At 35.6% G+C, this 20,579-nt stretch carries 16 protein-coding genes; 6 read left to right on the top strand and 10 right to left on the bottom strand.

Features of this window, described 5'->3' with window-relative positions:
* The first annotated feature begins 84 nt into the window (after window positions 1-84).
* The 5 genes from JNG87_RS19090 to JNG87_RS19070 all read left to right on the top strand — a co-directional run bounded on the left by JNG87_RS19090 (window position 85) and on the right by JNG87_RS19070 (window position 5,078).
* On the top strand, window positions 85-1,788 hold the full coding sequence (locus tag JNG87_RS19090; RefSeq protein WP_202840425.1) for a glycoside hydrolase family 3 protein: 1,704 nt from the start codon (window positions 85-87) through the stop codon (window positions 1,786-1,788).
* 26 nt (window positions 1,789-1,814) lie between these two features.
* Complete coding sequence (gene bshA / locus JNG87_RS19085; RefSeq protein WP_079240311.1) at window positions 1,815-2,963, top strand: N-acetyl-alpha-D-glucosaminyl L-malate synthase BshA; 1,149 nt, start codon at window positions 1,815-1,817, stop codon at window positions 2,961-2,963.
* A gap of 27 nt (window positions 2,964-2,990) precedes the next feature.
* On the top strand, window positions 2,991-4,247 hold the full coding sequence (locus JNG87_RS19080) for a DUF2851 family protein (RefSeq protein WP_202840423.1): 1,257 nt from the start codon (window positions 2,991-2,993) through the stop codon (window positions 4,245-4,247).
* 93 nt (window positions 4,248-4,340) lie between these two features.
* Entirely contained in the window at window positions 4,341-4,562 is a 222-nt protein-coding gene (locus JNG87_RS19075) for a PspC family transcriptional regulator (RefSeq protein ID WP_002981826.1), read from the top strand.
* A 3-nt stretch (window positions 4,563-4,565) separates the two neighbouring features.
* The gene (locus JNG87_RS19070) at window positions 4,566-5,078 is read left to right on the top strand and encodes a GNAT family N-acetyltransferase (protein ID WP_202840421.1); all 513 of its coding nucleotides are present in this window, start codon (window positions 4,566-4,568) and stop codon (window positions 5,076-5,078) included.
* A 53-nt stretch (window positions 5,079-5,131) separates the two neighbouring features.
* Here JNG87_RS19070 and JNG87_RS19065 read toward each other — a convergent pair whose 3' ends face one another.
* The 4 genes from JNG87_RS19065 to JNG87_RS19050 form a co-directional block, all read right to left on the bottom strand.
* Entirely contained in the window at window positions 5,132-5,866 is a 735-nt protein-coding gene (locus JNG87_RS19065; protein WP_202840419.1) for an SIMPL domain-containing protein, read from the bottom strand.
* 75 nt (window positions 5,867-5,941) lie between these two features.
* Entirely contained in the window at window positions 5,942-6,754 is an 813-nt protein-coding gene (locus tag JNG87_RS19060; protein ID WP_228406530.1) for a carboxypeptidase-like regulatory domain-containing protein, read from the bottom strand.
* A gap of 17 nt (window positions 6,755-6,771) precedes the next feature.
* On the bottom strand, window positions 6,772-7,578 hold the full coding sequence (locus JNG87_RS19055; protein WP_202840417.1) for a hypothetical protein: 807 nt from the start codon (window positions 7,576-7,578) through the stop codon (window positions 6,772-6,774).
* Window position 7,579: 1 nt separating this feature from the next.
* Window positions 7,580-8,326 (bottom strand): hypothetical protein, encoded by a 747-nt coding sequence (locus JNG87_RS19050; RefSeq protein ID WP_202840415.1) that lies wholly within the window; start codon window positions 8,324-8,326, stop codon window positions 7,580-7,582.
* A gap of 182 nt (window positions 8,327-8,508) precedes the next feature.
* Between JNG87_RS19050 and JNG87_RS19045 the strand changes: the two genes are divergently transcribed.
* Window positions 8,509-11,649 (top strand): UvrD-helicase domain-containing protein, encoded by a 3,141-nt coding sequence (locus JNG87_RS19045; RefSeq protein WP_202840413.1) that lies wholly within the window; start codon window positions 8,509-8,511, stop codon window positions 11,647-11,649.
* Between the two features lie 434 nt (window positions 11,650-12,083).
* Here JNG87_RS19045 and JNG87_RS19040 read toward each other — a convergent pair whose 3' ends face one another.
* The 6 genes from JNG87_RS19040 to JNG87_RS19015 all read right to left on the bottom strand — a co-directional run bounded on the left by JNG87_RS19040 (window position 12,084) and on the right by JNG87_RS19015 (window position 20,340).
* Complete coding sequence (locus tag JNG87_RS19040; RefSeq protein WP_202840411.1) at window positions 12,084-12,593, bottom strand: ferritin; 510 nt, start codon at window positions 12,591-12,593, stop codon at window positions 12,084-12,086.
* 127 nt (window positions 12,594-12,720) lie between these two features.
* Window positions 12,721-13,170: a hypothetical protein gene (locus tag JNG87_RS19035; protein ID WP_202840409.1), complete on the bottom strand. Its 450-nt coding sequence runs from the start codon at window positions 13,168-13,170 to the stop codon at window positions 12,721-12,723.
* Between the two features lie 187 nt (window positions 13,171-13,357).
* Entirely contained in the window at window positions 13,358-14,356 is a 999-nt protein-coding gene (locus JNG87_RS19030) for a hypothetical protein (RefSeq protein WP_202840407.1), read from the bottom strand.
* 139 nt (window positions 14,357-14,495) lie between these two features.
* The gene (locus JNG87_RS19025; RefSeq protein ID WP_202840406.1) at window positions 14,496-17,147 is read right to left on the bottom strand and encodes a 4-alpha-glucanotransferase; all 2,652 of its coding nucleotides are present in this window, start codon (window positions 17,145-17,147) and stop codon (window positions 14,496-14,498) included.
* 126 nt (window positions 17,148-17,273) lie between these two features.
* Complete coding sequence (locus JNG87_RS19020) at window positions 17,274-18,440, bottom strand: T9SS type A sorting domain-containing protein (protein WP_202840404.1); 1,167 nt, start codon at window positions 18,438-18,440, stop codon at window positions 17,274-17,276.
* A 748-nt stretch (window positions 18,441-19,188) separates the two neighbouring features.
* Complete coding sequence (locus tag JNG87_RS19015; protein ID WP_202840403.1) at window positions 19,189-20,340, bottom strand: hypothetical protein; 1,152 nt, start codon at window positions 20,338-20,340, stop codon at window positions 19,189-19,191.
* Window positions 20,341-20,579 lie beyond the last annotated feature (239 nt).

Below are 20,579 nucleotides of genomic sequence, written 5' to 3'. Positions count from 1 at the left end.
CGTATTCAAATCATATACCAAAAATTTCAAAAACTTTGTTTTCCTCACTTTTTTAATTGTATTTTTGTTCTTATTCAAAAAGTCATGAAGAAATTATTATATACTTCACTCTTTATTGCTGCCTTGATAAGCCCTAAGGTGAAGGCCCAGTATCAGCCAAAAAATGCTTCTAAGGAGGATCTGAAAAAAGCTCAGCAATGGGTTGATATTACTTATAAAAATCTTTCTCAGGATGAAAAACTGGGACAGCTTTTTATTGTGGCATTGTATACCAACAGAGGGGAAGATTATATCAGCCAGGTAAGAAATATCGTTACGAATGATAAAATAGGCGGTCTGATTTTAATGCAGGATGATGCAGCAAGAGAAATTAACCTGGTGAATGAATTTCAGCAAAAGTCTAAAGTTCCTTTGATGATCGGGATGGATGCAGAATGGGGGCTCTATCAGCGAATTGCTACTGCCCACAAATTTCCATGGGCCATGACATTAGGCGCTATCCAGGATAAAAATCTTGTGTATCAGATGGCCGCAAAAATTGCAGAGGATTGCAAAAGAATGGGGATCAACTGGGATTTCGCGCCTGTAGTAGATGTCAACACCAATCCTGATAATCCGATTATAGGAAACAGAAGTTTCGGATCTGATGTGAATAATGTCATCACATCAGCCCTATCCTACTCCAACGGTCTTCAGGATAATAATATTTTAGCGGCTATAAAACACTTCCCGGGACACGGAGATACCAGTACAGACTCTCACCTTGATCTTCCGGTAGTTCCTCATGGTATTGAAAGACTTGACGCTGTGGAACTTGCTCCTTTCAAGGCACTGATGAATAAAGGAATTGGCGGTGTAATGGTTGCTCATTTATATGTTCCAAGCTTAGAATCAGAAAAAGGAATTCCGGCCTCTGTTTCTAAAAACATTATTACAGGAGTACTGAAAGATAAACTGGGCTATAAAGGTTTAATCATTACAGATGCATTAAATATGGGCGCTGTAGCGAATAAATACCAGCCGGGCGAACTGGATGCCATGGCCTTTAAAGCGGGAAATGACATTATGCTTTTCTCTCAAGGTGTTTCTGAAGGTAAAAAACTAATCCAGAAAGCTATTGATAAAGGAGAAATTCCACAATCCAGAGTGGAAGAAAGTGTTAAGAAGATCTTGCTGACAAAATATTTTCTTGGTCTTACCCAATACAATCCTAAAAACCCTGAAAACATCAATAAGGATTTAAATAATGATTCTCACACCCAATTGGTACAGAATCTTTATTCCAATGCCCTGACTTTATTAAAAGACGAAAAGAAATTACTGCCACTTACAGGGAAACAGATTTATTATGTTCCTCTTGAAGAAGCTCCTTACCAGACTTTTGCCAACAGATTGGGTAACAATGTTATCATTAAAAAAGCAGGAGAAATTAATACAATTCCAGCTGGTTCTACAGTTATCGTAGGTTTCCATAAGGATAATTCAACAGCTTATAAGCCATATAAAATCTCAGCAGACTCTAAAAAAGTACTTTCTGATCTTACCAAAAATCAAAATGTTATATTGAATGTTTTCGGAAGTGCTTATGCCTTAAAGGATATTGATATTTCAAAAGTTTCAACCGTTCTTGTTTCTTATGAAAACAATGATGATTCGATGAATGCTGCAGCTGATGCTTTAACCGGAAAAACAAAAATCTGGGGAAAACTTCCTGTACTGGTTAACGACAAGTTAAAACCGGGAATGGGTATAGAACTTCCTATGGCAACCTCAACAAAAACCAAATAATACAAAATTAAAACAATAATAATCTAATGAAAATAGGCATACTTTGCTATCCCACCTATGGAGGAAGCGGAATTGTAGCAACAGAATTAGGAATGTCTTTGGCCAACAAAGGCTATGAAGTACATTTCATCAGTTCTGCACTTCCTGCAAGATTAGATATCACCAACCCGAATATTTTCTTTCACAGGGTAAATGTTCAGACCTATCCGCTTTTCCAGTATCAGCCTTATGATATTGCGCTAAGTTCGATGATCTACAGAGTTGTCAATCTTTATAAACTGGATCTTCTTCACGCACATTATGCCATTCCTTACGCATATGCCGCTTTTACGGCAAAACAAATGCTCAAGGAAGACAATAATGATATTCCGTTGGTCACTACATTACACGGTACAGATATTACCCTTGTAGGGCAGCACCCAAGTTATAAACACGCAGTAGAATTTTCGATCAATCAGTCTGATGCTATTACTTCAGTTTCTGAAAGTCTGAAAAAAGATACCCTTCAGTTTTTCAATATCAAAAAAGAAATTCAGGTGATTACCAATTTTATTGATAATTCCGAATTTGATGACTGTTCTGAGTGCCAGAGAACCCAGTTTGCCAATCCGGATGAAAAAATCCTGATCCACGTGTCCAACCTTCGTCCTGTAAAACGTGTAGACGAAGTACTGCAGATCTTTAAGAATGTGGAAAGAAAAGTGAAATCCAAGCTGATTATCATTGGTGAAGGCCCTGATATGGAAAAAGTAAATCAGTTCCTTGAAGAAAATCCTGAGCTTATTTCCAAAATCCGCCTTTTAGGAAAGGTAAATGATTTGTATAAAATCTTACAACTTTCAGATGTATTTCTCCTGCCTTCCGAGCAGGAAAGTTTCGGTCTTGCAGCTTTGGAAGCTATGGCTGCGTATACTCCGGTTATCAGTTCCAATGCAGGAGGAATTCCTGAGGTGAATATTCAGGGGGAAACCGGATATCTGGCTGAAATCGGAAATGTAGAAGCTATGAGCAACTATACCATCAAATTGTTGAGCAATGATGAACTTTTAGCCAAAATGAAGCAAAATGCGAAAGATCAGGCAATAAAATTCGATTTGAAAAACATTCTTCCTATCTATGAGAAAATGTATAGAACAACCATAGAAAATTTTAATAAGGAGCTGACGAAAGTATAATATTTCTATTATATTTACGTCACACTTATGACGGAAAAACTACTTCAATATCTTTGGAACTATAAGGTTTTCAAAAATTTTGACTTCAAGGATATTGAAGGAAATTCCGTTGAGATCATCCATTTTGGAAAATGGAATAAAAATGCTGGCCCTGATTTTATTGATGCTAAAATCAAAATCAACGGCTTACTTCTCGCAGGAAATATAGAACTGCATGTACGCTCTTCAGACTGGATTTTCCACAATCATTCCCAGGATCCCAATTACCGGAATATTATTCTTCATGTGGTATTCCAGCACGACATAGAAATTCGTGAACTTACAGTAAAGCAAGTTCCAACATTGGAATTGCATAGTTACATTGATGAAAATATCATCTCGAAATATGAAAAACTGGTTGATGGAGAGGAATTTATTGCCTGTGAAAAAATTTTTGATCCGAAAAAATTACCCGTCAATTTTCATGAAGAAAGCATCCTGAAAAAACTGGATGAGAAATCTTCAGAGCTTGAACAGAGTTTACATCAATATAAAAATAATTTTGAAGCCGTTTTATTTCACAGTTTTGCCTACTCATTCGGTTTAAAAGTAAATGCTTCTATTTTCCGGCAGATTGCAGAAAGTATTGATTACAGTATTATCAATAAAATACGTCAGAATCCCCTTCAGCTTGAAGCGTTATTATTTGGAATTTCAGGATGGCTTGAGAAACCCCAGGACGGGCAGATGACAATATGGAAAAGAGAATTCGATTTTATCAAGGCAAAATTTTCCATTTCTGATTTACAATTTCATCCTAAGTTTTTAAGACTGAGACCACCGAATTTTCCAACAATCCGGTTGTCACAATTGGCTGACCTGTACAGGCAGCAGAATTTATTTTCAAAAATCATGGAAGCAAGAAGCGCAGAACAGCTGTACACTATTTTCAGCTCTGTAAAAGCTTCTGAATATTGGGATTTTCATTTTAATTTCGGGAGTATTTCCAAAGTACAGCCTAAAACACTGAGCCAAGATTTTGTTGATCTTCTCATTCTAAATACCATACTTCCTTTACAATATGCTTATCACAGATATCATAAGGAAGATATTGCAGATGAAATTATTGCATTATACAAGACAGTTTCCGGAGAGAAAAACACCATCATTACGAGCTGGAAAAAACATGGATTAAAGGTCACCAATGCGTTGGAAAGTCAAAGCCTTATTTATCATTATAAAACCTATTGTGAACCGAAAAACTGTTTAGCCTGTACTATCGGCTATAAACTCTTGAAAGAATAACCTTATCCGGGCAGTTTTGTCGATCAAAATCTTTGTCAAAAAAATTCCTTAACTTTGATTGATAGATTCAAACTTTTAAATAACAATCTGGAAATGCTGAGTAATATTCGTCATAAAATGGAAAGAGAATGGTTTGGTGTACTGACCAGAATGGGAGCCAAGCTGGGAATTCCTGTTTCTAAATTGAGAGTTTTCTTCATCTATTCTACTTTCGCTACAGCTGGATTTTTCTTTCTGATCTATCTGGGACTGGCATTCACCCTTTGGATTAAAGATATTTTCATCACCAGAAGACCGAGTGTCTTTGATTTATAAATTATGGAATTTTTACCGATTACTTCCGCAGAAGATCCTAGAGTTCAGGAAATCTATACTTCTTATACTACCACTTTTCCTGTAGACGAACAAAGAGATAAAGATCAGTTTGAAAGTTTATTTACAAATCCTTATGTGGAATTCATGTCTGTTATCCACGAATCGGAAGCTATTGGCTACCTCATCCTTTGGAAGCTGAGTTCTTTTGTTTTTGTAGAGCATTTTGAAGTTTTTGAAGCATTCAGAAGTAAAAAACTGGGATCTCATATTATGAATCATTTATCAGAAAATTATCCAAGTATTATTCTGGAAATTGAACCTGCAGAATTGAGCGAAGATGCTTCAAGACGGTATTCTTTTTATCAGAGAAATAATTTCAGCCTGATTGATACCACTCATGTACAGCCTAGCTATGGCGAAGGAAAAAAATCCTTGAATTTATGGCTGCTTGCTAACTACACTCCTGAAAATGTGGAGGAAGCTAAAAAAGAAATTCATAAAATTATTTATGCTTAAAATATAAAACGCCGGAAAGCTATTCCGGCGTTTTTCTTTTACTGAAATTTATGTTAATTTACTTCATACTCCAGTTTGATGGTAATACTGGCTTCTTTTTCTTTGGATGAAGTATTGAAAGTTCCGCCATAAGAATAATCTTCATTGGAGTTGGGTGCCGTAATCTGAATCACTCCCATTGTTGCTTTCTTCAGATTTCCAAGACTGCTTCCAGAATTTTCTGCAATTTTTTCAGCACGTTCTTTAGCATCTTTTGTAGCACTGGCAATCATTTCCTGTTTTACTGTAGCCAGCTTGGTGTAGAAATACGCTGGTGAAGAAGAAGTGAATTCAATGCCACGGTTGATAATTTCGGTAATATTTCTGGAGAGGTTTTCTATTTTTCCCACTTCTTTACTTTCAATAGAAACTTTTTGGGTGAGATTATAACCGGAGAATTCCCCTTGTACATAGTTTCCGTTTGAATCATTATAGCTTCTGAACTGTTTCTGAATATCTACGGAAGAAAATACGATCTCTTTCTGTTGTATCCCTTTTGAAAGCAAATAGTCATTAATTACTTTTCTGTCTGTTGCCAGTTCATCGTAGGCAGATTTGAGATCCACATTATTTTTGGAAAAGCTTCCGGACCAGGTGATCAGATCTGATGTAAACTGTTTGGTTCCTAATCCTGTCACGGAAATGGTATTTTCAGATTTATTCCTGTTTTTAATAGCATTTCCCAAAAAACTGAGACCCACTACAAAACCTAATGCTGCAATAGCTACTGCAAAAATGTTTTTATTCATAAAATGTGTGAATTTGTGTTACCAAAATGGTATCAATTTCTATTCCAATATTTTAAGAATTTATTAACATTTAAATTACTTTTGATCCTGATTTACTCTCTCCAGAAAAAGAGGAACTGTCTCTTCCAGTCTCAGCATAACCCCCGAAAGATTTCTTGCTTTTACATAGGTTCGTACCTGAGGTTTTGCTAAAAATGAAAATTGAATAAATTCTGAAATTCTGTCACCAGGAATTCCGGCTTTGATAAAATATTCATCCTCTATTCTATCCCGAACCCAGACGATATGTTCCTGAAGATCGTCATATCTGTATTGTCTTTTCTGTCTTCTGGCTTTCCCGCTTATCAGATCATATACGCCCTGAACATTCAGGTTTCCCAAAAGTATAGGTAAAAGTACACTTTTTACTTCTGCCGGTTTTTCTCTCATTTTTCCGACCGGCTGCGGAAGACCGACGGCATCTCTCACCTGCTCTCCTTTATCTACTTTAGCAACAATCCGGGAATCTGTTTCCAGATCTCCGGTGAGTTTTTTCACAATTTTGACCTCTCCTACATCCTTCGGAATCTGATAAAGAGTAATAAAGAGTGGCAAATTGATATCATTGGTAAGAACTTTTCTGGAAACTCTTCTGAAATCTTCTTTTACAAATCTTAATTCATCATTAGGATTGGCATCAATAGAAAATATACCTTCAGAATCAGAATATACTTTTTTATCAGTAGACATATTGATAACAATTACTTTACTTAAATTCTCTCCATTGTCATCTACGATTCGCCCTGTCACTTTCTGCTGAGAAAAAATAAAAGTACTGCACAGAAGCATCAGGAAAAGAAAAAACTTTCTCTGTCCGGATGTTTCAATATTTTCAGTAAAATAACCCAACTTCTGATTTTTATATATTATTCTTTAACTCCTTCTAATTTGTTTGTCTTACTGTATTCCCCGAAAGCAATTTTAAGTTCATATTCAATGACAGTGATACTAAAATCTTTACGGTATCTTTTCGCCAATGAACGGGTTTTATCGGCATACAGAAGAAATGCATCAATCTGTTCTTCATCCATTCCGTACTTTTTAAGGAACCTCAGATTTACTTCATTCTTAACCCTCCTGAGGAAATCCCTGGTTTCATTGTAATTGGCTTTGGTAACCTTAGGCTGTGCCAGTTTCTTTACAGCATTAAATACGCCAAACAGATTGACCTGCCCTGCATTGAAATCATGACCGGTAAAAGTTTTGGATGTAGTGTTATTGGGTAAAGGCTGATTCAGCGGACTTCTCATATAATCATCCATATCTGATTTTAAGGACTGAAGCTTTCTGGATTCATTATAATGCTGATTATCTTTTGCCAGATTTCCGGTAGGTCTGTACTTAATCCTGACCTCAGGAATCTGAATTTCCATCTTCTTCAGAATAATATTGAAAGGAGTATTGATCTCTTCTTTGGTCAATTTTTTATCAACCCGGTAATATCCTTCTTTTACAAATCTGATCTCATCATTTTCTTTGGCTTCGATTTCAAATTTTCCGGACATATCACTTAATACACTTCTGTTCCCTGTGATATTAACAACAAGTACAGGAGCTAAATCAAGGTCATCGCCTGTTATTACCTTTCCTGATATTTTTTGCTGTCCCCACAATCCTGAAGCGGTACAAAAAAGCACTAATAATAAAACTCTTCTGATATATTTTGTTTCCATATTATCTTTGAGTTTGCGGAGCACGATAAGATGAAATTCTTGTCAGGACAAAACGCTGAAACCTGTTCAGGTCTGCATCACTGCAGAATCCGTATTTCAGGATTTTTTTCCTTTCAAAACCGCCTGCAAAAACATAATAAATAAAATGTTCTATCAGAGGTTTCTCAATTTTAAGATTGGTAAAATAATCGTCACCAAGGCTTGCTCTGATGTATTTCATTAAATCTACATCATCCCATTTGTCCTTCACTTTCCCAATAGAAAACCCTTGCCCTTTCGGCTGTACAAATTCCCCGGGTTTTGCAGCCAGTATTCTGGGATCTGATTTCTGAGCCATATACCGATCCATATCTTTGAGCAGTTTTTCAACCTTTTGAGGTTTATTATAAAGTTTTGAATCAATTTTAAGGTTTCCGGTTAGCCCCTGTTTCACTTCCACTTCAGGAATCTGAATAGTCTGGCGAACCATACTTATATTCATCGGAGATTGTGTGTTTTCCTGGGAAACTATTTTGGTGATACGTTCATAACCAGCCTTTATAAAACGAAGCTCATCTCCCTGCCTCCCCGAAATCATAAAATGACCATCCCTGTTGGAAACTACAATCTCATCAGTTCTGATATTGACAACATTCACATCCTGCATTTCAGTACCGTTTTCGGAAATAATTTTACCAAATATATAACTTTGGGCATGGGTATGGATAAAAAAAATAAAGGATAAGAAAAAGAATAGTTTAAGTTTCACGGGCTATTTTTTATAAAGCAAAGCTAAAATTATTTTTAATGTATCCCATAAGTTTAACCACAGTTAACGCGTTTTAATATTTCTTTTTGATTTTTGCCTTGTAAACTGTTAAATAGCGTAATTAAATTGTTAAAGTTTCTTTTAAATTTTAGCTAACTTGCAGTCTCAATTCTCTTTTAACAATGCAAAATTCTTACACAGTCATCAATGCTTCTGCCGGATCCGGGAAAACCTATGCCCTGGTACAAAGGCTTCTGATGATCTGTCTCCGTTATCCTAATCAACAGCAGTCGATCAGGAATATTCTCGCGCTTACTTTCACCAATAAAGCAGCGAATGAGATGAAGGAAAGAATTTTATCGTGGCTGGGAAATTTTTCAGCTAAAGATTATGCAGAGAATACGGATCTGAAAAACATCCAGAAAGCATTTGAAGAACAGGGTCTGCAAATTACCATTGATGACCTTCATCAGCGTTCAAAAAAAATGCTGGACTATGTTCTCCACAATTATTCCACACTGAATATCGGAACGATTGACCGTTTTAACTCAAGGCTGGTAAGAAGTTTTTCCTATGAATTGGGACTGGCTAAAAATTTTAACCTTGAAATTGAAGCTGAACCGTTTCTGATAGAAGCCGTTGATAAGATGCTGGATCAGATTGGTGAGAATGAGACTATTTCCAATTCTTTCATGGATTATGTAGACTACAGCCTTGAAAACAATGAAAGGATCAATCTTAATAAAAATCTTTATGATTCGGCTAAGGAATTTGTAAAGGATATTCACTACGAGCATCTGAAAAGCAATAAAAGCTTTGACGATGCCAGTTATGAGAATATCAAGAATACGCTTCGTAAAGAGATTGTTCTCAATAAAAAACAGTCCGCAGCGCTGGCTGCGAGCTCTATTGAATTATTCAGATCAAGAAATATTGATATTGAAGATTTTGCTCAGGGTAAAAATGGAATCGGAGGATTCTTTACAAAGGTTATTGATTTTTATCAACAGAAAAGAACTGGTTTTCCTTTCCCTACTACGCAGGAAGAATCTGTTATCAATAATTATAGAAAGGGAGCGTCTTCAAAATCGAAACATAAAGAATCTGAAATTTTCGAAATCCTGGATCAGCTTCTCGACAACCGAATGAAACTTATCATTCTGTATATTGAAACTCAAAAGAAAGAGAAAGTTTTGTCTGCTCTTCTTCCTTTAAAGGTAAACAAAGATATTCAGGATGAGCTTCAGAAAATTGAAGAAGAAAATGATCTTGTTCTTCTTTCTAAATTTAATATTCTGATCAATGAAAATCTTAGAAATGAACCTTCTGCTTTTATTTATGAAAAAGTAGGTTCACAGTTTCAGCATTATTTCTTTGATGAGTTTCAGGATACGTCAGAACTACAGTGGCAGAATTTTGTTCCGCTGAGAGATCACAGTGTTTCTACAGAATACACGTCATTTACATTGGTGGGCGATCCCAAGCAAAGTATTTACAGGTTTCGTGGTGGGGAAAGCAAACTAATGCTGGATATCATCAACAAAAAAGAATTTTCACCTAAAGAAGCTGATCTTCTGGTATTAAAGGATAACTGGAGAAGTGCCAGAAACATTGTACAATTCAACAATGAACTGTACCGTTTTCATTCTGAAGGATTGCTGGAAGAACATCAGAATATTTTCGGGGCAGATGCTGAGCAAAATCCAAAATCCAAAATGGATGGGCGCGTAAAGGTAAATCTGATCGAAAATCTTACGAATGAAGAATTTTACAATGATACCTCAGAAAGGATGCGGAAAGATATCCAGGAGTGTCTGGATAATGGTTTCAAGTTTTCTGACATCACCATTCTTTGCCGTGGAAATTTTGATATTTTCAGTTATTCTCAGAAACTGGGAGCTTTAAAAGTTAACTACAAAGGAGAAGAAACCAATATTAAAACAATTTCTGATAAAGGCCTTACATTGGAACTTTCCAATACGTTAAAGGCTGTTATTGAATTTCTTCGCTGGGAACTCAATCCTAAGAATAAACATTGTCTGATTATGATGATGTACCATCTGAATACACTCGGAAAAATTGATATGCCGGATTTCACTTTAGGAATGAAAGAAATTCTGGATATTGAAGGGCATGAAGAAATTCTGCAGTTTATCCAGCAAAAATATTCGCTGCAGCTTAAACAGGATAACTTTCCGAGATTCAATCTTTATAATTTTATCGAATATTATATCAACGAATTTTCTGTTGAAAATAAAGAAACAGACTTTTTACTGAACTTCCTGGAAATGCTTTTCAACTTTACGCAGAACGCAGGTGCCAGTACCAAAGAGTTTCTGAAATACTGGGATGAAGAAGCTTCTTCATACACTATTCAGGCTTCGGAAAATATCGACGCTGTCCAGATTATGACAATCCACAAGTCTAAAGGACTGGAGTTCCCGATTGTTTTTATCCCAATGATAAACAAAAACCGGGACAGTGAATTTACCAACTGGTTTGACACAAACGAGAATGAAGCTTTAAAATCGGTCAACATCAATCAGTTTAGTAAAAACCTGGAAGCTTATGATGATGAAATTCTGTTTTTCAACACAAAGAATTCTTATAAAAACCTGATCGACAGATTATGTCTGCAATACGTGGCTACCACCAGACCTGTTGAACAGCTGTTTTTCTATCTGCAAAAGGCAAATAAGACCTCTAATAATCTTGAGCTTCTGGAATTCCTTCAGACAAAAAATCCTGAACAGGCTGACGAGTTTGATGTTTACCCGGTGAATCCTGAAATGCTGAAGAAATATTCTAAAGATAAAAGCTCTTCTTTTAAAACCCAGAATATCCAGAACCTGAAGAATGTTAATGAAAAAAGTACATCCATCAAAATAGCTACGCCGTCTAAAAATTATCAGGTACGAAATGAAAAGGTAAGAATCGGGCTTTTTGTGCATGAACTTTTATCGAAGATCAATACGGAAAAGGATATAGCGAAGGTATTGGATGGTTATGCTTTGGAAGGACAGATTACACTGGAGGAAAAAAATGAAATTCAGATTACATTACAGGAAATTGTCAGAACGTATGCAGAATTTTTTGATGAAAAATGGGAAGTAATCAACGAAAAAGATATCATGATCTCTGAAAGAGGAGAAAGCCATATTTTCAGGCCAGACCGTATTTTAAAGGGTAAAGAAGGTTATATAATTGTAGATTTTAAAACCGGTGAACCCAAAGCGAAAGATGAAGCGCAGGTAGAAGGATATAAAAACATTCTTGAACGTCTGGGCAAAAAAGTACTCAAAACTCAGATCATTTATCTGTAATCTGAAGATTTACAAAACATTACTGTAACAATTTTTCACAAAAATTGTTCAAATATAAAAAGGTTTTAGTATTTTTATTCTAAGACGAATACAATCATACAGTCTTTGATTATATTTTGTTTTACAACTAACCAACCATGAGAATATACTTGAACTCCTTTTTTATAAGCTTGATTATCATGTTATTTACGACAGTGGTCACTTACAATATTGTTGATTGCTTAGACCCGCCCGTTACCCCGGATGACCACCATTTTGGGCCCGCTGAAAATATTGCCAACTCTTTATTTCTAAGTTTTGTATTGGGAGCGGTGGTTTTTATTTCTGCTGTGAGAATCCAAAGGCGGCCGTATAGGAAATAATTCTTTTATCATAACAAAAAAAACCGCTATTCTTAAAGGATAACGGGTTTATATTTTGAAAAATTTTCAATCTTAAGCAGTTGTATCAGGAGTAAATACTCTCTGTGACAATTCCTGATCAAAAAGGTATAATGCAGATGGATTATCGCATACCATTTTGATTTTTGTTACGTATTGAGAAGCACTAGCTTCTTCTTCCACCTGTTCGTTGATAAACCACTGCAGGAATGATGTTGTTGCGAAATCTCCCTCTTCGTTTGCATTTTTTACAATATTGAAAATACTTTTAGTTACGACTTTCTCATGCGCTAATGCTTTCTCAAAAATATCTGTGGCGTTTTCGAACTCATGTGGAGGTTTTGGAATTTCTCCAATGATAATTTCTCCTCCTACATCATTCAAATAATCAAACATTTTATCTGCATGCATCAATTCTTCTTTGCTCTGTACTCTGAAATAGTTGGCAATTCCATCAAGATCTTTTCCTGAAAACCATGCAGACATTGAAAGATAATATTGAGCGGCGTATTGTTCGTGGGCAATTTGTTCGTTAATTAATTTTGCAATTTTTTCGCTAACCATACGTATTAAATTTATAGTCAAAAATAGGGAATAAAAGCCCGAAATCAAAAGTTTTAAAGAAAATTAATACAAAAAGGATGGAAAAACATCCACCCCTAAAACATTAAAAAACTAAAATTACAAACTGTTATTTTACTTCAGCAGTTCCTGTATTCATCGGCTTTTTCATCATTCTTCTTTCTTTCATAGCCATCTTCATTTTCTCTGCTTTAGCTTTTCTGTCAGCCTGCCATTTATCATATTGATCAGGAGTAAGGATTTTTTTCATATCAGCATCCATTTGTGCTCTTTTGGCGTGCATTTCCTGCATTTTAGTTTGTCTGTCTGCCTTATGCTTGTCAAACTCTGCCTTCATTTCCTCTTTTCTTTTATCCTGAAGTACCTTTATCTGAGCTACCTGAGAAGCATTAAGATTAAGGTCTTTTTGCATCTGGTCTAAATGTTCCTGTTGTTTTTGCTCCATTCTCTGCTTCATTTCAGCAGCTCTTGCCTGTTTGCCCTGCGGGGTTGTAGTTTGTTGTGCCATTGCAAAACTTCCCATTCCGATAAATGCTATTGCTAAAACTAATTTTTTCATCTTTTTAAAATTTAATTAATTGTTATTTTGTTATTATACCTTTTTGATAATGAATTAAAACACAAGTTAAATTAACAAATTCATAAATAATGTTAAATTTTAACAAAAACAAATTAATAAAACAACAAAAAAAAGGACAGATTATAAAAACCTGCCCTTCACACCACTTAAATATAATATATGAAAATTAATTCTTTACTAAACTGCCTCTAAAACCACCACCGCTATTTCCACGGTTTTCCTGTCTAGGTGCAGAACTTTCAGATCTTTGTCTGAAGCCTCCTCCATTGTTTCCTCTGAAGCCGCTATTGTTTTCTCTTTTAGGAGCTTCTCTTCTTACTTCACTTTTCCCTCTAAATCCGCCACCATTATTATTTCTGAAGCCTCCGTTATCATTATTTCCTCTGTTTCCTCCATTGTCAGAATTTCCACGGAAGCCGCCTCCATTACTGTTTCTGAAACCACCACTATTGTCATTTCTGAAACCGGAATTATTGTTATTTCCGTTATTTCCACGGAATCCTCCTGAATTTCCATTGTTTCCCGTGTTTCTGAAACCGTTGTCCGGTCTGCTGCCTCTTCTGATAATATCAAAAGTAGGATTATCCATTCTGTGGAATCTTGAGCGGTCTACCCTGTAAACGTTGATATTAATATTTCTATATCTTGGCATTACCGTATATCTCGGTACGTAATACGTTCTTCTGTAATTCTGGAAATATACGATTGGGCTGGAACCTCTGTAGTAGTTATTCTGGAAAACCACAAATACTCTTGGTCCTAAAATTCTCTCCAATGCATAAAACCTGTCATAGTACCATCTGTCCGGATTATATCTGTAGAAATTATTCCATGCTGTGAAGCTTGCAAACAGATTATTCAATCTCATAATCTGGTCTACCTGCCATCTGCTTAATCTGTTCTGTACGAAAAATCCGTTCCAGTCGATATTGATAATACTTCCTCTGTAGTCGTTATAATAGCTTTGGTAATAATTATTTGGATAATAATCCTGAGGATAATTGTAGTAATAATCGTCAGGAAAATAATTTCTGTCATCTTCATCACTGTAATATCCTCCCTCATTCTGATAATAACCGTCATCATCCCAACCATTATTCGGATATTGCTGAGCAGACGTCAAAACGCCCAACCCAAAAGCTAATCCCAAAAATATTTTTTTCATCTCTATAGTCGTTAATTGGTTAATATATAGCAGAATATCTTAATTCTATCTTTTTGATACAAATAAAAAAAAGAAGTTAAATCATAAGATTAAACTTCTTTTAAAATATTTTTAACTATCTGATAATCAGGTGCAAAATTTACGCCCTTCCACTATCTTTTACCCAATGTGCAATTTTTTTGTTGAAAGAGGTTTTCTCTTTCAGATCTTCAAGTTTTATATGCATTCTGTAGCGCCAATAATGTGGAAAAACTGCCGGATTATTGATTCTTTCGTTGTCCATTTTCTTATTGGTAAGCTCAGCATCTGTTGCCAGAAACTCCTGCATCGGGAAAATAGCAAGCATAGCCTCATTATACAGATGCTGCTTCATAATGATTTCAGCTAGGTGAGGATTGAGATCTTCAGGTGCCTTTCCGTATTGTATCAGCTGTTGATTGTAATATTTCTGTGTCAATACAGGATCTTCTTTCCACCATTGTCTCAATGTTGAACTGTCATGGGAAGAAGCTGTCACTACATTCATATAGTTTGCATTCTTAGGATTATAGAACGGAATATTTTCAGAAGGCATTCTTTGTACTTTCAATGCTATGATGGCCAATTCGTCCATTACAACAGGTACACAGGCAGGAACCATTCCCAGGTCTTCACCGCAGATCAGCATTTTGGTAGCATTCAGGATAACAGGAAGTTTCTCCATGGCCTTTTCAAACCACAAGCGGTCCTGTCTTCTGAAGAAGTAGTCATGGTAAAGGTCATATATACTTTTCTGTTCCGATTCGGGAAGGTATTGATAAGACTCTGTATTGTAAACATTAAATCTGGGATGGTAAACCGTCTTCCCATTTCTTTCTTCCGGTAAAAACAAAACATTGGCACAAAGGGAAATCAATTTCTCTTCAATAGGTCCGTATGATTTTTTCTTAAAGAAGTCAACGAGTTTTCTCTGGGTATTAAATTCTTCTTTAAAAGCATAGGTACCATCTTCATTACGGTTCATCAACTCAAGAGCTTTTGCGCTTTCTTCTCCAAAATAATCCCATAAGATCTTATTGTTGATAAAAGGCTTACAATACCTGTCAAAATTAAACGGAATCTGCCAGGCCTTGAATTCATCCAAAACAATAGGAACAGCCGGGTAAAAGTATCCTAAAATTCCCTGTACAGCAGAGACCGGCATTCTCCATATTCTGAAGAATCCCAAAATATGATCGATTCTCATGGCATCAAAATACTGTTCCAGTGCTTTGAACCTGTTTTTCCACCATTTATAATCGTCTGCTTTCATGGCTTCCCAATTATAAGTCGGGAACTCCCAGTTCTGTCCCAATTCAGTAAACTGATCAGGTGGTGCACCAGCCTGAAAATCCATTCCGAATAATTCCGGTTCTGTCCAGGCTTCTACAGAATATCTGTAAATACCAATGGGAAGATCTCCCTTCAACGAAACTCCCAGGTTATGGGTATAATCAACAGCATCTTTCAGCTGTATATGTAACTGATACTGTACCCAGGCATGAAGCATTGAAATATCATAGTCTTTATTCTTCGTTGTAAAAAACTGTGAAATCTTTCCTGCAATATATTTTTTGTGAGTTTTCCACTCGTTGAAATTAGGTGTTTTATATTTGTCTCTCAAAACACAAAATGCAGAATAAGGAACAAGCCAGTATTCATTATCCTTGATGAATTTCTTGAAATTTCTGTCTTTGTAAATTTTGTCTTTTTCTTTGTTGAAAACGGCTGTAAGATATTTCCATTTGCCTTCAATCATCTTTTCATAATCGATCAGATCCAAAGAGTTTAATTTCTCTTTTTCAGACAGATAGTCATCAACTAATTCTTTCGGTAAAGAATAATCAAGGTTTTCTAAAGAAATATACTGTGGATGCAACGCATAAACAGATACTGCTGCATATGGATAAGAATCTGTCCATGAATAATTGGCTGTTGTATCATTGATCGGAAGAATCTGAATAATTCCAAGACCGGTTTCTTTTGTCCAATCTGCCAGTTTTTTAATGTCTGTAAATTCCCCTACTCCGAATCCATCTTCACTTCTCAATGAGAATACAGGAATTGCGACACCGGCATCATGATACATCTGATATCCCTTAAATCTAAAATAATGATTGGAAACTACCTGCAGCACATCACTCAGCGGATTAGCAACTGTAAATCTGTTTTCTCCCGTTTCTACATCTATAACCCTGTTTTCTTTCGTATCATAAATACAATATTTAAACTGGATAAATTCATTCTCCGGAATTTCAACAGAAGTTTCCCACATTCCGAAATCTGTCTGATTAAGATGAATAACTTTGTCATAGCTCCAGTTTCCCAGTGATGGTGTGCTTCCGAAAAGAACAATCCTCCAATCCTTATTATAAATAGGGGCTTCTATTCTGAACAGATGGGTATGCTTTTTTAGAACCGTAACTTTTTCGGGAATAAAATCGTGCAGCTTATTGTAAAGGATTTTATTATTTAAATAATTCTCAGGAAAGTTTTTGTTATTCCATTCATCAAAAATGATAAACTCCTTATAATTATGTGGAAAACTCAAATGATGCCCCACAAATTCTTCTCTTAATACATTTCCTTTTTCATTCACCACCCGGTAATGATAAGAAATGAGTTTTGAAAAATAGTCTACTTCGCATTTCCATAAACCATTCTCCGCATAAAACATAGTATGGACATGTACGGTATTCTCGTCTTCACCAAATACCAGCTGCAAATTTTCTCCAGCATTTACAATATATCCTACATTAAAGTATAGTTTCATCTATATTTTTTTATAAAAGTACATTTTAATATCGAAAAATAAAACTTATTGGATATCAAATAATCATTAAAAAACCTTCTCAAAATAATTTGAAAAGGTCTTTATAGGCTAATTTATAGCACTCTATTATCTTGTAACTAAAATCTTTTTATTGAATATAACTTTTCCTGATTCATCAGCAATATTTACAATATACGCTCCGGTTACCAATCCTTTAAGATATACTTTTTCGTCCGTTGAGCCATTTTTCACAGATAAACTCTGAGTCATTACATTTTTACCTGCCATATCAAAAATGTTCAGTTTAATGGCACCTTTTAAAATATTATTAACATGAACGTTGATATAGTGTTCATCCACTCTTGTCGGATAAATATCAAGATTAGCAGCCAGAGTATTTACTGGTGAAGATTTATCATTAGCAAAATATTTACTTGCCAAATCGTAGATATGAAGTCCCTGTTCTCCCGGAAGCTGTTTAGCCTGCAAAGTTGTCAGATCTACCTCGTATAAAGCACCTCCCTTTGCACTTGCTATTACCACTTTCCCCTGAGCATTTACAGCAGAACCATTTACGGAATAATTATCAGGAATGCCAGCAATTTTACCTATAAATTGCGCTTTTAAATCTTTTGTCAGAACTTTGAAAACATTTCCTGAAGCAGCAAAAACATAGAAGTTATTATCTGCATCAGCAATCATATCACCTCCAAAACCAGTTTCCATAGCCGTAAAAGAATTTCTTCCGTTAGAAGGGTCATCTTTAATAATTCCAAGATCAGTCACAGTGTATTCTCCTGCTTTTTTGCTGATTTCCAAAAACTGTGTCCCCGCATTATTGACAGCATAGATGTTACCGTTATATCCGGTTGCCATTCTGGTAATATGAGAATTAATATCACATGATGATACTCTTGCCACCTTATTTTCCACTAAAGTAATTTCCTTTGTCTTCGGATTCAAAACATAGATATTCGAAGAAAACATAGGCATGTATACCAGATTATTGTTCGAAGAATCATAGGCAAGAGCTGCTAATGTTACAGATTGAGAATGATTGTAAGAATTTTTGTCTTCTGCTACAACACCTTTTCTTGCTTGGGAAAACACCTTTGCTGAAGAATCTGTAGTGAAAAACTTCTCTCCTGAAGTTCCATTAGTGCCATCAATTGCACGAAAATCATTGAATGTAATACTTTGGGTATCTTTTCCTGTAATCGCAAAGAAATCCTGTTGTGCTTGCGCATTTATACCTAACAACAGTAAAAATAGAGGGAATAAATGTTTTTTCATAGTATATATTTTTAGATTCGTAACTGTTTTTACCTTACTAAGTTACACAATTTTAAATTACAAAAACAAAAATCTCTGGTAATTGAATAAAGTTGGTCACAAGTTAAAAACGATCACTATACTAAAGACGTTTGGCTACTCATTTATTTCTGTTGACCAGCATATACAGATATCAATAATTTCAGGAGCTGTTTCCCGCTATCCATTCATACTCCTCGCACCCATGCTCTCCCACACTCTAACCCATTCACCCTCCAACCCAGCTGCGGGGTAACCATTCCTATCGGGGCTAGGATGGTGAATGAATCATCAATGATAAATTATAAAATGATGTAACGAAGTCCGGGATACCGATTCCGTGGTTATCCCAGATAGATTTTGAAGAAAGTAGGGTAAAAATCAAAGACGTTCACCCTACGCAAGCTAACTCAAGGTCGCTTTTATAAATATAAATGTATAAAAAATATTTGGAAGTTAACACAGAATCTAAAGCCAATGGAAGAATACTTTATAAAATAGGCGGGCTAAAGCCCGCTTCTATTGATATATAAATTAGGTATTATAGCAGAGACAAATGTAAATATTCAATAGGAACGGGCTTTAGCCCGTTTTAACAATTAAATACAGATATGTCGGCTTCAGCCAAAACTTAATATTGGCTAAGTTCAGGCTGAAACCTTTGAAAAATAAATAATAAAATGTGCGGGTTAAAACCCGCCTCTATTGATCAATATAATTAACAATTCATTTAACAATAATACATGCATTCATAGCTGAAAAGTTTCCCCTCTTTAAAAGTAAAAATAAAGAGCCCGGCATCTCCATTCTGAATGTGATATTCGTGTGGAGAAGAAATCCAGCGTGTTGAAAGCAATTCGCCAAAATGGTTGACAAAATCCTTTTCGTTATAATTAGAATCCATACGTTCATTTCCCAGAATCACAGCTTCGCCATTGTTGAAGGACATTTTGTAAATGCTTCCGGAAACTTTTCCTTTATATTCTTCAAAAGCAACCATCATATCAGAGGTTCTGTAAAAATATTGAGGATCCCAGCCGCATTCAGGGGTATTGGGAATGTCTTTTACCTTCTGCATCTCCAGCTGTTTCATCTGTGCATCAGTGATTTTTCCGTCAAAAAGCTTGGTTTCTTTCCATACAAAATGCATATTTAAGGCTTTCAGCTTTTTTTCATAAGCTTCAGTTCCAGGTTTTTTTGCCAGTTGATCTGCCAGAAGAAGTTCAAAATCAATATCTACTTTTGGATTTTCTACACTGGTATTGGATTCTTTCCAGTACTGTAATGCTTGTTTAAGGTTTTTATCTTCCTGCCATGCAATTTCACGTAATCTTCCCACCTGAGCCAGTTCTTTTTCCTTGTTTTTACCTTTAACTGCGAGATAATCTTTAAGAATTCTGTCGTAAGTAAGTCCGGTTCCCAAGTATTTCATCTGGATATATTCCGGATTCTCATGAAAATGATCCCCGATATAAATCCAGCCGTCCTCATATAAAGGAACATAATCTATACAGACAAGTTCGTTTAAAGCAGCCCTGCGTATGGCTGTACTTTCTGTGGTAGGAGCTTTTCGTACACGCAGCTCAGATACCTGCACATAAAAATGTGGACATTGATGTCCTTCTGTTCCTCTATAAAAATACTGAGCGGGTTCGCCGGCAGACTTTTTCCCACGCATGCTTTTTTGTAACGGCTGACGGTCTATAAATCCAATATCACCGTTGCTTACCTGTACTTTGTATTGCGTTTGGGTTGAATCCAGAACATAAACAGGAGCTTCGGTAGAAAATATTCCTAAAAGATCTTTATTTTTTCCACTTTCACGAAAGAGATATCCCCATTCTGACGTATAAACAGGGCGTTGGCCAGGGCTTTGTGCCATGGTATTATAAAAGCAGCACTGAAAAATGCCGGCTGCCAATAGTATCTTATTCAACATATTGTAATGCATATCCACAAAAACGATCCTGTTTTTTGCAGATGGTTCATAATGGTTTCTGTGGTTATTCCTTCAAAAATAATGAAAAATCAGGGTTTATGCCAAAGTTATTGTTATTCAGAATGGGTATAAATTCCATCCTATTCATCTGTTCCCATTGGGTAAAGTAAATAAAAATACTA

Source organism: Chryseobacterium cucumeris (assembly GCF_016775705.1).
GTDB lineage: Bacteria > Bacteroidota > Bacteroidia > Flavobacteriales > Weeksellaceae > Chryseobacterium > Chryseobacterium cupriresistens.
Note: the sequence above shows the minus strand (reverse complement) of the source record. Positions and strands in the feature narration are given on the sequence as shown.

Excerpts from the sequence above, each read along its gene's own strand:
- JNG87_RS19030 (WP_202840407.1), bottom strand. The coding sequence starts at position 14,356 with ATGAAAAAAATATTTTTGGGATTAGCTTTTGGGTTGGGCGTTTTGACG.
- JNG87_RS19065 (WP_202840419.1), bottom strand. The coding sequence starts at position 5,866 with ATGAATAAAAACATTTTTGCAGTAGCTATTGCAGCATTAGGTTTTGTA.
- JNG87_RS19055 (WP_202840417.1), bottom strand. The coding sequence starts at position 7,578 with ATGGAAACAAAATATATCAGAAGAGTTTTATTATTAGTGCTTTTTTGT.
- JNG87_RS19045 (WP_202840413.1), top strand. The coding sequence starts at position 8,509 with ATGCAAAATTCTTACACAGTCATCAATGCTTCTGCCGGATCCGGGAAA.
- JNG87_RS19025 (WP_202840406.1), bottom strand. The coding sequence starts at position 17,147 with ATGAAACTATACTTTAATGTAGGATATATTGTAAATGCTGGAGAAAAT.
- JNG87_RS19075 (WP_002981826.1), top strand. The coding sequence starts at position 4,341 with ATGCTGAGTAATATTCGTCATAAAATGGAAAGAGAATGGTTTGGTGTA.
- JNG87_RS19080 (WP_202840423.1), top strand. The coding sequence starts at position 2,991 with ATGACGGAAAAACTACTTCAATATCTTTGGAACTATAAGGTTTTCAAA.
- JNG87_RS19040 (WP_202840411.1), bottom strand. The coding sequence starts at position 12,593 with ATGGTTAGCGAAAAAATTGCAAAATTAATTAACGAACAAATTGCCCAC.
- JNG87_RS19035 (WP_202840409.1), bottom strand. The coding sequence starts at position 13,170 with ATGAAAAAATTAGTTTTAGCAATAGCATTTATCGGAATGGGAAGTTTT.
- JNG87_RS19090 (WP_202840425.1), top strand. The coding sequence starts at position 85 with ATGAAGAAATTATTATATACTTCACTCTTTATTGCTGCCTTGATAAGC.
- JNG87_RS19070 (WP_202840421.1), top strand. The coding sequence starts at position 4,566 with ATGGAATTTTTACCGATTACTTCCGCAGAAGATCCTAGAGTTCAGGAA.
- JNG87_RS19015 (WP_202840403.1), bottom strand. The coding sequence starts at position 20,340 with ATGGCACAAAGCCCTGGCCAACGCCCTGTTTATACGTCAGAATGGGGA.
- JNG87_RS19020 (WP_202840404.1), bottom strand. The coding sequence starts at position 18,440 with ATGAAAAAACATTTATTCCCTCTATTTTTACTGTTGTTAGGTATAAAT.
- bshA (WP_079240311.1), top strand. The coding sequence starts at position 1,815 with ATGAAAATAGGCATACTTTGCTATCCCACCTATGGAGGAAGCGGAATT.